This window comes from Nocardioides sp. S-1144, from assembly GCF_005954645.2.
Classification (GTDB): Bacteria; Actinomycetota; Actinomycetes; order Propionibacteriales; family Nocardioidaceae; genus Nocardioides; species Nocardioides dongxiaopingii.
In genome coordinates this window covers 2,234,561-2,248,424 of record NZ_CP040695.2, presented here as the reverse complement: position 1 = coordinate 2,248,424, position 13,864 = coordinate 2,234,561, and the positions used below count along the sequence as shown (strand labels likewise).

Below are 13,864 nucleotides of genomic sequence, written 5' to 3'. Positions count from 1 at the left end.
GCGTCCCGCGCGAGGATGGCCGGCGTGACCTCCGTGATCGCCCCCCAGCCGGACGGCTGGTCGCTGACCCCCGGGCGCGGGCCGATGCCGGGCCGCGGGCTGCTGGTCGCCGAGCTGGTGATCGTGCTCGCGCTGTCGCTGGGCAAGTCCGGCCTGTACGCCGCCGTCCGGCTGGTCGCGGCCGCGACGGCGCCGGGCGGGATCGCCGGTCAGACCACGACGATGAACTCCTCCTACGCCCCCGAGCGGCCGTGGCTCGACCTGACCTACCAGCTGATGGCGATCGCCTTCGCGGTCGTGCCGGTGGCCCTGGCCGGCTACCTGCTGGTGCGCTCGGGGACCGGCCTGCGCGACGTGTGGTTCCGCGGCGCGGGGTGGGGCGACCTGCCCCGGGGGGCGGCGATCGCGGCCGGGGTGGGGTCGGTCGGGCTCGCCTTCTACCTGGTGATGCACGCCCTCGGGCTGAACCTGACCGTCGTCGCGGCCGGTCTCGACACCTCGGTGTGGTGGCACGTGCCGGTGCTGGTGCTCTCGGCGCTCGAGAACGCCGTCCTGGAGGAGTTCGTCGTCCTGGGCTACGTGCTGGTCCGGCTGCGCCAGCTCGGGTTCGGCGCCACCAGCGCGATCGTGCTGGCCGCGGTGCTGCGCGGCAGCTACCACCTCTACCAGGGCGTCGGCGGGTTCGTCGGCAACCTGGTGATGGGCCTGCTCTTCGGCTGGCTCTACCAGCGCTGGGGCCGCGTGACGCCGCTGGTCGTCGCCCACACCCTGCTCGACGTCGGGGCCTTCGTCGGCTACGCCGTCCTGGCCGGCCAGGTCTCCTGGCTGCCGACCTGAGCGAGGCTCCCGGCACCGGTCAGTCGGTCGGCGCCGCCCCGACCTCGACCCGCGGCTCGACCGTCACGGTGCCGTCGGTCTCGAAGCGGTAGAGCTGGTAGCCGGTGACCAGCCGGGTGTCCTCGTCGAGGAAGAGCACCGGGAAGGTCGCGACCTGCTGGGGGCTCGACCAGGGCGTCGAGAAGTTGTTGATGGTGGGGGTGTCGACGGCGCCGCCGCTGGTGTTGAGCTCCATCACCAGCGTCCACGTGCCGTCGTCGTTCCAGACGACCCGGGGCTCGCGGTCGTTGTGCCAGTGCCCGTAGAAGACCGCGGAGGCCGGGACGTCGTCGACGTCGTCCTCGACGGGGGTGGTCAGGTCGCCGGTCGCCTCGTCGAGGAACCGGGTCACGGAGTCGATGCCGAGGAACGCCTGCGCGGCGTACCCCTCGTGCACCACGAGGAGGTCGGGCTCGTCGTCGGCGTCCTCGGCCACGCCGCGCAGCCGCTCGCCCTGGCCGGCCTGGGTCTCGTCGCCGCGCTGCCGGGTCGCGCCGAACAGCTCGGAGCGGGACGGGTCGCCGTCGCCGAGCAGCCGGAACCCGCCGAGCTCGACGACGGAGCCGTCGAGGACCTCCATCCCGGCGTCGCCCATCTGCTCCTCGCTGACGTCGGACTCGTGGTTGCCGGAGATCGCCGCGATCGGCGCGTCCCCGGAGATGTCGGCCTCGGTGCGGATGCAGACGCCCTCGGCGGCGGTGCCGTTGGTGGTCAGGTCGCCGGCGATCGCCAGCAGCGAGGGGACCGGGCGGTCGTCGGTGCCGTAGGTGTCGGAGAGCATCGAGAACACCCGGCGCTGGAGGCGGATCATCGTGGTGTTGCAGTGCATGTCGGACTGCATCATCACCGCCAGCTCACCCTCCTCCGGTCCGACCATGAGGTCCTGCTGGTCGTCGAGGCCCGCCTCGGCGTTCGCGCGGTACGACCGCTCGTCGGCCTCCTGGCGGTCGACCAGCACCTGGGCGCGCGAGATCGCGCCACCCAGGAGGGCACGCAGCACGGGGCTGTCGGTGGTCGACCCGGCCGCGGGCGTGCCGTCGAGGGCGGAGAGGGCGTAGACGCCGGTGGTGGGTCCACGGCCGCCGTCCGACCCGCGCAGCTGCACCACGGCCAGCCCCGACGTCATCGCCAGCACCAGGGCCCCGGACAGCCCGATCCGGACGGCGTCGCGGCGGGTGCCGCGGGTCAGCCGCACCGGCAGCAGCTCGTGCAGGGCGAAGAGGGCCAGGCCGCCGAGCCCGGCCACGAACGCCGTCGCCCTGAACAGCTGCGAGCGCAGCTCGTCCTCCACGAGCGAGACGTACTCGTCGACGGCGGCCTCGGGGTCGTGGAAGAGCCCGGTGTAGAGCTGGAGCATCTCGGGTCGCACGTAGGCCGCGAGGTCCCCGTCGCCGGCCCCGGGGTCGCCGGGCCCGTCGACGGTCGCGACCACCCCGACCGGCCCCGAGGAGATCGGCAGGTAGACGGTGCCCGCGATCCCGAGCCGGACCTCGCTGTGGCCCTGCGTCGAGAGCGTGAACGTCGTCGGCGACGTCCCGATCTGCTGGGTGACCTCGGTGTGCGTCACCGCCCAGGACAGGGCCAGCGGGAGGCCGAGCAGCCCGGCGACCACCACGCAGACGGCGAGCCGGCGCGCGATGATCAGGGCCCGGCGCATGGGCGCAAGGGTAGGTGAAGCCGCCCCACGCCCCGCGACCCGCGCCCCCGGCCCGGCCCTCAGCGCAGGACGTCGACCTCCGCGCGGCGCACGAAGGCGATCCGGTGGCCGATGTTGATCTGCACGTACCGGTCGCGCCCGACGGTGTTGACGTGGTCGCCCGGGGTGTCGAGCGAGAACGTCTTGGCCTTGTAGTAGTCGGTGACCGGGTCGAGGTCGCCGACGGCGTACATCTGCCCCTCGCCGAGCACGTAGAGCAGCGGCGAGACGGCCTGCACGTCGGCGGGGTCGGCGTAGGCCTCCGCCTCCGGGTAGGCGCGGCCGTAGACCTTCGCGGTGGTGCCGCGCTTGGGCCGGACCCGCCCGACCGGGTGCTGCACGACCCGCGCCGTCGGGTGCCGCCGCGGGTTGAGGAACCAGCCGACGGTGCCGAGGAACCAGATCGCGGTCCAGTCGCCGTCGACGTCGGCGACGACGTACTCGGTGCCGGCGGTGGCCCGGGCGCTGATGTCGGAGACCTCGGTCGTCGCGGGCTGACCGCTCTGGTGCAGGCCGAGGTCGTTGACGAGCGCGGCGTCGGGCGCCGGGGCGACGCGCACGGTGACGAAGTTGGTGTCGCGCGGCCCGGCGGGGGTGGCGCCGGTGACCGGCTGCTGGTTGCCCACGAAGCCGGGCAGGATCCGGACGACGTCGCCCCGCTGGGCGCGACGCCGGGACGTGCCGCGGTACAGGGGCGCGCGGAGCAGGTCGAAGTAGTGCTCCCAGTCCCAGAACGGGCCCGGGTCCCAGTGCATGCCGGGGATGGTCGCGGTCGTGGTGCCGGGCACCTGGTCGTGGCCGATCACGTGGGCGCGGTCCAGCGGGATGTCGTGCTTCCTGGCCAGGTGACGCACCAGCGCGGCCGACGTCCGGTACATCGCCTCGGAGTACCAGGGCGCGCCCTGGGCGGCGAAGCCCTCGTGCTCGAGGCCGATCGAGTGCATGTTCATGTACCAGTTGCCGGCGTGCCAGCAGACGTCCTTGGCCAGCGCGTGCTGGGCGATGTGACCGTCGGCCGAGCGCAGCGAGTACTGCCACGACACGTAGGTCGGGTCGGTGACGAGGTCGAGCACGCCCTCCCACTCGCCCTCGGTGTCGTGGACGACGAGGTGGGTGATCCTCGGGGAGCGCGGGCGGTCGGCGAGGTCGTGGTTGCCGTAGTCGCCGGGCCCCACGCCGTACTGCTCGTAGGGCGCCGGGATCCACTCGACGTCGAGCCCGCGCGGCGACTCGGTGCCGTCGCGGTCGCGCTCGCGGCGGGCGAGGGCCGCGCGCTTGCGCAGGGGCGCGCGCTGCCGCTCGGGGACGGCGGTCTCCCGGCTCGCCGGGAGGAAGAGGCGGGACCCGTCGGCCATCTCGACCCGGCCGCCCGAGCGCAGCGTGGCCACGACGGTGTCGGCGACGTCGAGCTGGCCGGCCGCGGTCGCGAAGCCGCTGGCCGCGGCGACGGTGGCGAACCACTGCGCGGGATCGGTGTCGACGCCCACCGGGCGACCGGCCCGGCGCTGGTGGTCGGCGAGCAGGGCCGCGGTCGCGCGGATGTTGGCCGCGGGGTCGGAACGGACGGCGTCGACACCGATCCCGGAGACGCGGACGGCGTCGCCGAGGGTGTCGAGCACGGCCGGGGTCGACCCGGCGTCCTTGCCGACCCGGCTGCGGGCCCGGGCCGCGGCGGCGCCGTCGACGAGGTGCATCGGTCCGTAGCCGAGCGAGGAGCTCGGCCGGCCGTCGTGGTCCTGCCACCGCGTCTGGGCGTGGCTCAGCGCGGCGAGCACGGCCGGCGGGACGCCGTGGGCCCGGCCGGCGCGGTCGAAGACCGGGTGGGTGTCGACCCGCACCCGCGGCGCCGCGGCGGCGACGGCCGGGCCACCGGCGCCGGCCAGCGGGACGGCCGCGGCGGCGACGCCCGAGGAGAGCAGAAAGTGACGACGACTGAGATGGGTGCCCACGTGATCCTCCTGAGATCCGAGCCCGAGACGGCTCCTCCCACCCAAGCCCCTCCCGGCGGTCCGTGTCCACCTCCACGCGGCGGAGGTCGCCGCGCCGGGCCCGCGAGGCTCAGCGCCCGGCGAAGACCGGCGGCCGCTTCTCGGCCCGCGCCGCGGCGCCCTCGCGGACGTCGTCGCTGGCCCAGCACGCGGCGAAGCCGGCCGCGACGACGTCGTCGTCGGCGCCGTTGAGCACCGCCTTGTTGTGCGCGATCGCCAGGGGTGCCAGGGCGGCGAGCTCGTGGGCCCACGCGACGGCGTCCGCCACGTCGCCGGACCGGTCGGCGAGCCCGCACGCCAGCGCCTGGTCGCGGTCGACCGTCTCGGCGGCCACCAGCAGGCGGCGCGCGACCCCGCCCCCGGCGAGCGAGGCGAGGGTGCGGATCGTCCAGGCGTCGACGGCCATCGCGTTGCGCGGCGTCGGGACGGCGAAGCGGGCGGCGGCTCCGGCGACGCGGAGGTCGCAGGCCATCGCGAGCTGGGTGCCGCCCCCGATGGCGGGACCGTTCACGGCCGCGACCACCGGCACCGGCAGCGCGGTCAGGCCCTCGGGGCCGTGGAGCATGCCGTACAGCGCGTCGAGGAACTCATCGCCGTAGACCCCGGTGAGGTCGGCGCCCGCGCAGAACGACGAGCCCTCACCGGTGACGACGAGGGCCCGGGCGCCGGCCGCGACCTCGGCCCCCGACGCGGCGGTGAGGGCGCGGCACAGCGTCAGGTCGAGGGCGTTGCGGCGCTCGGGCCGGCGCAGGGTGAGCACCGAGACCGGCCCGTCGCGGCGCACGCCGAGCACCCCGTCGACGTCGGTCTCCTGCGTCGAGGGGCGTCTGGTCACGGGCGGTCGACCGGGGTGGCGGGCTCGACGCCCTCGACGATGCGCAGGTCGCGCACGGCGCCGTCGCCCAGCGCCACGAGCGCCTCCTGGTAGGCCGGGCTGTCGTGGGCGGCCCGGGCCGCGTCGAGGTTGGCGAACTCGATGAGCACCGAGCGCTCGAGGCGGCCGGCCTCGTAGGCCTCGGCCGCCGTCGAGCGCGCGAGGAAGGTCGCCCCGGCGGCCTGCAGGGCGGGGCCGGCGAGCTCGGCGTAGGCGCGCAGCTTCTCCTCGTCCTTGACCTCGAGGTAGGTGCTGATCCAGTAGGCAGTCATGGGACCCAGCCTGGCACGGCGACCCGGCAGGATGACCACGTGATCCAGCGCGCGGTCGTCGCCACCGAGCACCCCGGCGCGTTCCGGGTCGTCGTCGACGGACACGACCAGTCGCACGTCGACCTGGCCGACCCGACCCGGCTCGCCTTCGACTACGTGCGCCGGATGGGCGACGTCCTCGACGCCGTCGCCCCGGCCGGGGCGCCGGTGCGGGTGGTGCACGTCGGCGGCGCCGGGCTGACCCTGCCGCGCTACGTCGCCGCGACCCGGCCGGGCTCGCCGCAGGTCGTGCTGGAGCCGGACGAGGAGCTCACGGCGCTGGTGCGCGAGGAGCTGCCGCTGCCGCGCCGCAGCGGCATCAAGGTGCGCCCCGTCGACGGGCTCGCCGGCGTCGCCGCCCTGCGCGACGGCCACGCCGAGGTCGTGGTCGTCGACGCCTACGCCGGCGGCGTGGTGCCCGACGAGCTGACGGCGGCGCCGTTCCTGCACGACCTCGCCCGCGTCCTGGCGCCCGGGGGAGTGGTGCTGCTCAACCTGGCCGACCGTGCGCCGTTCGCCCGCGGCCGCGAGGCGGTGGCCGGGCTGCGGGCCGCGGTGGGCCGGGTCGTGCTGAGCGCGGAGCCTGCCACCCTGCGCGGGCGGCGCGCGGGCAACCTGCTGCTGGTCGCCGGGACCGGCCCCGCCCTCGACGGGCTGCTCGCGACGCTCCAGCGCAGTGCGGCGACGTCGGCCGCGCCGTACCGGGTGCTCGACGAGCGTCAGGTCAGCGACGGCTTCGGCGGCGGACGGGTCAGGACCGGACCCGGCTGATCCGGAACAGCAGCCAGACCGAGGCGTCGGCGGCGGCCTGCAGCGCCTGGTCGGCGGCCTGCTCGGCGACCCGGGCGAGGGGGCGCGCGGCGGGGCCGGCGGTGCTGGACGGGGCGAGATCCTGCTGGGGCACGGCGACCTCCCGGTGCGGCGTCGGGGCCGAGCGTGCCTCGACCGTGTGGTCAGGCTTCCGCGCCGACCCGCCCGCGAAACGTCGTGGACGCACCGGCGTCGTAGGCTGTGCTCTCCCGTACCGCGACGTGAAGGATCTGCACCGCCCGATGGACGGCTCTCAAAGTACGCAGCGCCCGCCGCTCCCCGGTGAGGCGCCCCGATGACCCCCCTGATCCTGCTCGGGGTCGCCCTCCTGCTGATCCTCATGTGCGGCGTCTTCGTCGCCGCCGAGTTCGCCTTCGTGACCGTCGACCGCGCGGCGGTCGACCGGGCCGCTGCCGCCGGCGACGCCTCGGCCGGCGGGGTGCAGTCGGCGCTGCGCTCGCTGTCGACGCAGCTCTCCGGCGCCCAGGTCGGCATCACGGTCACCAACCTGGGCATCGGCTACCTCGCGGAGCCGGCGATCTCCGAGCTGATCCGCGACCCGCTCGGCGCCCTCGGGATCCCCGACGGCGGGGTCGGGCCGACCGCGGTCGCGCTCGGGTTCGTCGTCAGCACGATCCTGACGATGGTCTTCGGCGAGCTCGTCCCCAAGAACCTCGCCATCGCCCTCCCGATGGCGACCGCGCGCGCCACCCAGCTCCCGATGCGGACCTTCACCGCCTTCATGCGCGGCCCGATCAAGGTGCTCAACGGCTCCGCGAACGCCATCGTGCGCCGCCTCGGCATCGAGCCCCAGGAGGAGCTGCGCTCGGCCCGGAGCTCGACCGAGCTCGCCTCGCTGATCCAGCGCTCGGCCCACGAGGGCACCCTCGACGCCGACACCGCCGAGCTGATGGAGCGCTCGGTCGAGTTCGGGTCGCGCTCGGCCGGCGAGATCATGACGCCGCGGGTGCGCACCCACTCCCTCGAGGCCAACGAGCGGGCCAGCGCCGTGCTCGAGCTGGCCCGCAGCACCGGCCACTCCCGCTTCCCGGTGCTCGACGACGAGGACGTCGTCGTCGGCACCGTCCACGTCAAGAACGCCGTCGCCCTGCCGCTGCACGAGCGGGCGACCACCAAGGTCAAGCACCTCATGGTCCGCCCAATCGTGGTGCCCGACTCGCTGCGGCTCGACCCGCTGATGGCGCTGCTCAAGGCCGACGGGTTCCAGATGGCCGTCGTCCTCGACGAGTACGGCGGCCACGCGGGCATCGTCACGCTCGAGGACGTCATCGAGGAGATCGTCGGCGACATCGCCGACGAGCACGACCGGCTCGGCGCCCGGGCGCGGCAGCGACGCGACGGCACCTGGTCGCTGTCGGGCCTGCTCCGCCCCGACGAGGTGGAGGACGTCACCGGCGTCGCGCTGCCCGAGAGCGAGGACTACGACACCATCGCCGGTCTCGTGCTCCAGGTGCTCGGCCGGATCCCGTCGTCGGGCGACGTCGCCGAGATCGCCGTGCCCGACACCTCCGAGGCCGCGCAGCAGGGACCGCCGCGCGAGCGGCTCGCCGTGCTGACCGTCGAGCACATGGACGGGCTGCGCGTGGACCGCCTCGCCCTGCTCGTGCACGACGCCCCGGTCGACGGCGACGACGCGGCCGCGCAGCACGCCGGCCGCCCCGACGGGGGGAGTGGCGCGTGAGCGACTACACCGCCCTGTTCGTCGCGGTCCTGCTGCTGGGGTTCAACGCCTTCTTCGTCGGCGCCGAGTTCGCCCTCATCTCCGCGCGCCGCAGCCAGATCGAGCCGCGCGCCCAGGCCGGCTCGCGGATGGCGCGCACGACGCTGCACGCCATGGAGCGGGTCTCGCTGATGATGGCCGGGGCCCAGCTCGGCATCACGATCTGCTCGGTCGGGCTCGGCGCCGTCGGCGAGCCCGCGCTGGCCCACCTCATCGAGCCGCTCTTCGAGCGGGCCGGGGTCCCGGAGGGCTTCGTGCACCCGGTCGCGTTCGTCCTCGCGCTCGTGGTGGTGGTCTCCGCGCACGTCGTCCTCGGCGAGATGGTCCCGAAGAACATCGCGATCGCCGGGCCCGAGCGCGCCGCGCTGGTGCTGGCACCGGCACTGGTCGGCGTCGTCACGGTGCTGCGCCCGATCATCGTCACCCTCAACGCCGTCGCCAACGCCACCCTGCGCCTGCTCCGGGTCGAGCCGCGCGACGAGGTCAGCTCGACCTACACCCGCGAGGAGGTCGCTGCGCTCGTGGAGGAGTCGCGCGGCGAGGGCCTCATCGAGGCCGACGAGTACGACCGGCTCGCCGGCGCGCTCGGGTTCACCGAGAAGTCGGTCGACCTGGTCTGCCTGCCGTCCTCGACCCTGACGACGGTCGCGCCCGGGTCCAGCCCGGCCGACGTCGAGGCCCTGTGCGCGAGCACCGGCTACAGCCGGTTCCCCGTCGCCGACCACGACGGCGAGCTGGTGGGCTACCTCCACATCAAGGACGTGCTCGAGCCCGACGAGGCCCTGCGGCAGCGTCCCATCGACGAGAAGTGGGTGCGGCCGTTCGCGACCGTCGTCCACGACTCCCCGCTGCACGAGGCGCTCGAGGTGCTGCGGCGCCGCGGGGCGCACCTGGCCCGGGTGGTCGACGGCAGCGGCGCCACGCTCGGGGTCGCCGCGCTCGAGGACGTCATCGAGGAGCTGGTCGGGGAGATCCGCGACGCGGCACACCACGAGGAGAGCGTCTGAGGACCGGGGGCACGCCACCACTAGGATCTGGCAGCGTGGCGGGCGAAGCAGGGGACACCGACGGGCCGCGCGCGCTCGTCTGGACGATCCCGAACGCCCTGAGCGCGCTGCGGCTGCTCGGCATCCCGCTGTTCCTGTGGCTGGTGCTCGTGCCCGAGGCCGACGCCTGGGCCCTGGCCGTGCTGATGGTCTCCGGCGTCACCGACTACCTCGACGGCTGGCTGGCCCGCAAGCTCGACCAGCAGTCGGTGATCGGCCAGATCCTCGACCCGGTCGCCGACCGCCTCTACATCCTGGCCGTCGTCGTCGGCCTCGCCCTGCGCGACATCATCCCGTGGTGGATGGCGGTGTCGCTGCCGCTGCGCGACCTGCTGATGTGGGGTCTGGTGCCGCTGCTGCGCACCCGCGGCTTCAGCGCCCTGCCGGTGCACTTCCTGGGCAAGGCCGCGACCGCCAACCTGCTCTACGCCTTCCCGCTCCTCCTGCTCGGCGACGGCGACGGCACCGTCGCGACGCTGGCGGAGGTCTTCGGCTGGGCGTTCGCCTTCTGGGGGATCGGGCTCTACTGGTGGGCCGGCGTCCTCTACACCTGGCAGGTCCACCGCCTGCTGCAGACGACCGAGCGTCGTCCGGCCCACCCCCGGTCCGATGGCTGAGCGGCCGGGCCCCGCGACGCCGGCGCCGCCCCACGAGCTGCCCGACCGGGTCCGGCTGCCCCTGCTCACCCTGATCACCCAGCAGTCGCTCGACGAGGACTACCTGCACGCCGCGGAGCGCCGGGCCGCCGGCGCACCGCGCCCGCCCAGCGGCCGGCCGCCGCGCACCGCGGCCGTGGTCGTCGCGGTGTTCGGCCTCCTCGCGGCCACCGCGTTCGTGCAGACCACCCGCAACGCCGACGTCGACGACGCCAGCCGGGAGAGCCTGATCGGCCGGATCGAGGCCCAGCGCGACCGGCGGGCCGCGCAGCAGGAGCGGGTCGCGGCGCTCCGTGAGGGCAACCTGGCCCTCGAGGACGACGTCAGCGGGCTGGTCGACGTGGGCCAGGAGGTCGCGGTCACCGAGCGGCGCCTCGCGGTCCGCACCGGGTTCAGCGCGGTGACCGGCGAGGGTGTCCGGGTCGTGGTGACCGAGGCCCCGGACGCCGACGAGAACAACGAGGTGCACGACAGCGACCTCGACCTGCTGGTCAACGGCCTCTGGCAGGCCGGCGCCGAGGCGATCGCCGTCAACGGGCAGCGGCTCACCGCCGTGACCGCCATCCGCACCAGCGGGGCCGCGATCCGGGTCAACGGCGTCGGGATCCAGGCGCCGTACACGGTCGAGGCCATCGGTGACACCCGGACCCTGTCGGCGCGGCTGTTCGACACCACGACCGGGCTGAAGTTCGTGTCGACGTCCCAGGTGTACGGGTTCGACTACACCGTCGAGGACAATGTCGAGGAGCTGTCGCTGCCGTCCGCGCCCGACTCCGCCCTGGTCCTCCGGTCGGCGGAGTCGGGATCCGCCGGCACCACGAAGGAGAAGGAGGAGCCCCTGTCATGATCGCCGCTCTCGGACTGCTGCTCGGCGTCGTGCTCGGGCTCGTCTTCCGGCCCGAGGTCCCGCTCGGGCTCGAGCCCTACCTGCCGATCGCGGTGGTGGCGGCGCTGGACGCCGTCTTCGGCGGGCTGCGGGCCTACCTCGACGGCATCTTCGACGACAAGGTCTTCGTCGTCTCCTTCGTCAGCAACGTGGTGATCGCGGCCGGGATCGTCTACCTCGGCGACCGGCTCGGCGTCGGGGGCCAGCTGTCGACCGGCGTCATCGTGGTGCTCGGGATCCGGATCTTCTCCAACGTCGCGGCGATCCGGCGCCACCTCTTCCACGCATGAGCACGACGGGCGACGAGCAGCCCAGCCCCCAGCCGACCCCGCAGCCGGGCGACGGCGCCGACGTGCCCGCGCCGCGGCTCACCGGCCGCGCCCGCCTGGGGCGCGCCCTGCTGCGCCCGTCGCGGACCCAGCTCATCGTCGCGGTGCTGCTGGCCCTGGTCGGGTTCGCCGCGGTCACCCAGATCCGCACGACCGAGCAGGACTCCACCTACGCGGGGCTGCGCGAGCAGGACCTGATCGACGTCCTCAACGGGCTGGCCGGCACCACCCAGCGCACCCGCGCCGAGATCGACCGGCTCACCAGCGACCGCGAGGACCTCCAGTCGGAGTCCACGCAGCGCCAGGCCGCGCTCGACCGGGCCCGCGACGAGGTCGACAACCTCCAGGTCCTCGCCGGGCTGGTGCCGGTCACCGGCCCCGGGATCCGGGCGACGATCACCGAGGAGACCGGCTCCATCTCGGTCTCGAGCATGCTCGACGTCATCCAGGAGCTGCGCTCGGTCGGCGCCGAGGCGATCCAGGTCAACGGCGAGGTCCGGGTGATCGCCCAGACGTCGTTCGAGGAGCGGGTCGGCGGCATCGAGGTCGACGGCACGCTGCTCGAGGCGCCCTACGTCGTCGACGCGATCGGCGACGCGAGCACCCTGGCCGGCTCGATCTCCTTCGCGCTCGGGCCGCGGGCCGAGGTCCGCAAGGACGGCGGCGAGATCGAGGTCGAGGAGCTCGACTCCCTCGACATCGACGCCGTGCGCGAGCCGGTGCAGCCGGAGTACGCCCAGCCCGACTGACCACCACCCCGCCGGTGCAGCGGGAGGCGCTAGCCTTCTCGTGCCCGTTCGGACCCGTCACGAGGAGCGCCTGTGTACCCCGAGGACCTGAAGTACACCGCTGAGCACGAATGGGTGCGCAGCCCCGGCGAGCACGAGGGGTCGGTGCGCGTCGGCATCACCGACTACGCCCAGGACGCCCTGGGCGACATCGTCTACGTCTCCCTGCCCGAGGTCGGCGACAGCGTCGAGGCCGGCAGCACCTGCGGCGAGCTGGAGTCGACGAAGTCCGTCAGCGACGTCTACGCGCCGCTGACCGGCGAGGTGGTCGCGCGCAACGAGTCGCTCGACGCGACGCCCGAGCTCGTCAACAGCGACCCGTACGGCGGTGGCTGGCTCTTCGAGGTCGTCCCGGCGTCCCCGGGCGACGTGGACGCGCTGCTCGCCCCGGACGCCTACGTGGCCACGCTCAAGGGCTGAGTGCGCACGGCTCCGCGAAGCCGTCCCACCGGCCAGGCCCACCTGGTACGTTCGCCCGAACCATCAACCTCACCATGGCGTTGAGGGTTCAGGGACCCCGCACACGAAGGAACAACCGATGCCGTTCTGCACCAACTGTGGCAGGCAGAATCCCGACGACGCTCGGTTCTGCGCCCAGTGCGGCACCCGGCTGCTCGCCCTCGACCCGAACCTCCCGACCGCGGCGAGCGGCGAGCCGATCGGTGAGTCCACCGCGACCATCCAGATCGGCACGGGCGTCGAGAAGTCCGAGACCTCCGACCGCGCGCTGAACCCGGTCGACGCGGCCGCGGTCGACGCGCTCCCGCTGGGCCACGCCCTGCTCGTGGTCCAGAAGGGCCCCGGCGCCGGCAGCCGGTTCCTCCTCGACTCCGACGTCGTGAACGCCGGCCGGCACCCCGACAGCGAGATCTTCCTCGACGACGTCACCGTCTCGCGCCACCACGCGGTCTTCGACCGGGAGGGCGACTCCTTCACCGTGGCCGACGCCGGCAGCCTCAACGGCACCTACGTCAACCGCGACCGGATCGAGAAGGTGCTGCTCTCGGACGGCGACGAGGTCCAGATCGGCAAGTACCGACTGGTCTTCTTCTCCGGCCACGAGGCGCTCTGAGGGACCGGTGCCCAGCGCGATCTCGGGAGGTGACCCGGCCGGTGGGTCCCGCAGCGACCCCCGGTCCTCGGGCCGGCTGAACATCGGCCAGGTCCTCGACCTGCTGCGCGCGGACTTCCCGACCATCACCATCCCCAAGATCCGCTTCCTCGAGTCCGAAGGACACATCAAGCCCGAGCGCACGCCGTCGGGCTACCGCAAGTTCAGCGAGGACGACGTCGCCCGGCTGCGGTACGTCCTCACGATGCAGCGCGACCACTACCTGCCGCACAAGGTGATCCGCGAGCACCTCGACGCGATCGACCGGGGCCTGGAGCCGCCGCCGATCGACCCGGTCGTGCCGACGGTCCCGACCGTGGCGCTCGCCAGCGACGGCACGCCGTCCGCGGAGTCCTTCGCGCGGCGCGACCAGCTGCGGCTCTCGCGGCGCGAGCTGGTCAAGGTCGCCGAGATCGACGAGGCGATGCTCGACGAGCTCGAGCAGTTCGGCCTGGTCGCCCCGCGCACCGGCACCCACCACTACGACACCGACGCGCTCGTCATCGCCCGCACCGCCCGCGAGCTCGCGGCGTTCGGCCTCGAGCCGCGCCACCTGCGGGCCTTCCGCGCCGCCGCCGACCGCGAGGTCGGCATGGTCCAGCAGGTCGTCGCCCCGATCCGCGGGGGCCGCGACGCCGGCGCCCGGGACCGGGCCGACGCCGCCGTCAACGAGATCGCGGCGCTCTCGGTGCGCCTGCACGCCACCCTGGTCAAGGCCGGGCTCAAGCGCTCCTGAGCCCGCGCGGACCGGT

General features: G+C 74.2%; 16 protein-coding genes. 11 read left to right on the top strand and 5 right to left on the bottom strand.

Translation table 11 applies throughout. From position 1 onward, the window contains the following. Window positions 1–24: 24 nt before the first annotated feature. A complete protein-coding gene (locus tag FE634_RS10595) occupies window positions 25–837 on the top strand; it encodes a CPBP family intramembrane glutamic endopeptidase (RefSeq protein WP_262347379.1) in 813 nt (270 codons plus the stop codon). A gap of 19 nt (window positions 838–856) precedes the next feature. Here FE634_RS10595 and FE634_RS10590 read toward each other — a convergent pair whose 3' ends face one another. The 4 genes from FE634_RS10590 to FE634_RS10575 form a co-directional block, all read right to left on the bottom strand. Continuing rightward, complete coding sequence (locus FE634_RS10590) at window positions 857–2,533, bottom strand: metallophosphoesterase family protein (protein WP_138875850.1); 1,677 nt, start codon at window positions 2,531–2,533, stop codon at window positions 857–859. Between the two features lie 59 nt (window positions 2,534–2,592). Beyond that, window positions 2,593–4,521: an N-acetylmuramoyl-L-alanine amidase gene (locus FE634_RS10585; protein WP_138875849.1), complete on the bottom strand. Its 1,929-nt coding sequence runs from the start codon at window positions 4,519–4,521 to the stop codon at window positions 2,593–2,595. A gap of 109 nt (window positions 4,522–4,630) precedes the next feature. Continuing rightward, entirely contained in the window at window positions 4,631–5,395 is a 765-nt protein-coding gene (locus FE634_RS10580; RefSeq protein ID WP_262347378.1) for an enoyl-CoA hydratase, read from the bottom strand. After that, window positions 5,392–5,706, bottom strand: coding sequence for a DUF1330 domain-containing protein (locus tag FE634_RS10575; protein WP_137295563.1), 315 nt, complete (start codon window positions 5,704–5,706; stop codon window positions 5,392–5,394). The genes FE634_RS10580 and FE634_RS10575 overlap by 4 nt, the downstream gene beginning before the upstream one ends. A 39-nt stretch (window positions 5,707–5,745) precedes the next feature. On the opposite strand from FE634_RS10575, the gene FE634_RS10570 reads away from it, so the two are divergent. Then, window positions 5,746–6,516 (top strand): spermidine synthase, encoded by a 771-nt coding sequence (locus tag FE634_RS10570; RefSeq protein ID WP_148240571.1) that lies wholly within the window; start codon window positions 5,746–5,748, stop codon window positions 6,514–6,516. Here FE634_RS10570 and FE634_RS21030 read toward each other — a convergent pair. Next, entirely contained in the window at window positions 6,497–6,649 is a 153-nt protein-coding gene (locus FE634_RS21030) for a hypothetical protein (protein ID WP_187366672.1), read from the bottom strand. The genes FE634_RS10570 and FE634_RS21030 overlap by 20 nt on opposite strands. Window positions 6,650–6,850: 201 nt before the next feature. Between FE634_RS21030 and FE634_RS10565 the strand changes: the two genes are divergently transcribed. The 9 genes from FE634_RS10565 to ftsR all read left to right on the top strand — a co-directional run bounded on the left by FE634_RS10565 (window position 6,851) and on the right by ftsR (window position 13,848). After that, window positions 6,851–8,257: a hemolysin family protein gene (locus tag FE634_RS10565; RefSeq protein ID WP_137295561.1), complete on the top strand. Its 1,407-nt coding sequence runs from the start codon at window positions 6,851–6,853 to the stop codon at window positions 8,255–8,257. Then, entirely contained in the window at window positions 8,254–9,303 is a 1,050-nt protein-coding gene (locus FE634_RS10560; RefSeq protein ID WP_138875848.1) for a hemolysin family protein, read from the top strand. The genes FE634_RS10565 and FE634_RS10560 overlap by 4 nt, the downstream gene beginning before the upstream one ends. A 35-nt stretch (window positions 9,304–9,338) precedes the next feature. Continuing rightward, the gene (locus FE634_RS10555; protein ID WP_137295559.1) at window positions 9,339–9,959 is read left to right on the top strand and encodes a CDP-alcohol phosphatidyltransferase family protein; all 621 of its coding nucleotides are present in this window, start codon (window positions 9,339–9,341) and stop codon (window positions 9,957–9,959) included. Further along, entirely contained in the window at window positions 9,952–10,845 is an 894-nt protein-coding gene (locus FE634_RS10550; RefSeq protein WP_138875847.1) for a DUF881 domain-containing protein, read from the top strand. Before FE634_RS10555 ends, FE634_RS10550 begins: the two co-directional genes overlap by 8 nt. Then, a complete protein-coding gene (locus FE634_RS10545) occupies window positions 10,842–11,174 on the top strand; it encodes a small basic family protein (protein ID WP_134765958.1) in 333 nt (110 codons plus the stop codon). Before FE634_RS10550 ends, FE634_RS10545 begins: the two co-directional genes overlap by 4 nt. Continuing rightward, window positions 11,171–11,962, top strand: coding sequence for a DUF881 domain-containing protein (locus tag FE634_RS10540; RefSeq protein ID WP_262347377.1), 792 nt, complete (start codon window positions 11,171–11,173; stop codon window positions 11,960–11,962). The genes FE634_RS10545 and FE634_RS10540 overlap by 4 nt, the downstream gene beginning before the upstream one ends. Before the next feature lie 72 nt (window positions 11,963–12,034). Continuing rightward, a complete protein-coding gene (gene gcvH, locus FE634_RS10535; RefSeq protein WP_138875846.1) occupies window positions 12,035–12,421 on the top strand; it encodes a glycine cleavage system protein GcvH in 387 nt (128 codons plus the stop codon). A 118-nt stretch (window positions 12,422–12,539) separates the two neighbouring features. Further along, a complete protein-coding gene (locus FE634_RS10530) occupies window positions 12,540–13,073 on the top strand; it encodes an FHA domain-containing protein (RefSeq protein ID WP_138875845.1) in 534 nt (177 codons plus the stop codon). 7 nt (window positions 13,074–13,080) lie between these two features. Next, entirely contained in the window at window positions 13,081–13,848 is a 768-nt protein-coding gene (gene ftsR, locus FE634_RS10525) for a transcriptional regulator FtsR (protein ID WP_137295555.1), read from the top strand. The last annotated feature ends 16 nt before the right edge of the window (window positions 13,849–13,864 follow it).

Bases quoted from the DNA above. Each gene is read 5' to 3' on its own strand.
- FE634_RS10590 (WP_138875850.1), bottom strand. From the start codon at position 2,533: ATGCGCCGGGCCCTGATCATCGCGCGCCGGCTCGCCGTCTGCGTGGTG.
- FE634_RS10575 (WP_137295563.1), bottom strand. From the start codon at position 5,706: ATGACTGCCTACTGGATCAGCACCTACCTCGAGGTCAAGGACGAGGAG.
- FE634_RS10565 (WP_137295561.1), top strand. From the start codon at position 6,851: ATGACCCCCCTGATCCTGCTCGGGGTCGCCCTCCTGCTGATCCTCATG.
- FE634_RS10550 (WP_138875847.1), top strand. From the start codon at position 9,952: ATGGCTGAGCGGCCGGGCCCCGCGACGCCGGCGCCGCCCCACGAGCTG.
- FE634_RS10545 (WP_134765958.1), top strand. From the start codon at position 10,842: ATGATCGCCGCTCTCGGACTGCTGCTCGGCGTCGTGCTCGGGCTCGTC.
- FE634_RS10540 (WP_262347377.1), top strand. From the start codon at position 11,171: ATGAGCACGACGGGCGACGAGCAGCCCAGCCCCCAGCCGACCCCGCAG.
- FE634_RS10530 (WP_138875845.1), top strand. From the start codon at position 12,540: ATGCCGTTCTGCACCAACTGTGGCAGGCAGAATCCCGACGACGCTCGG.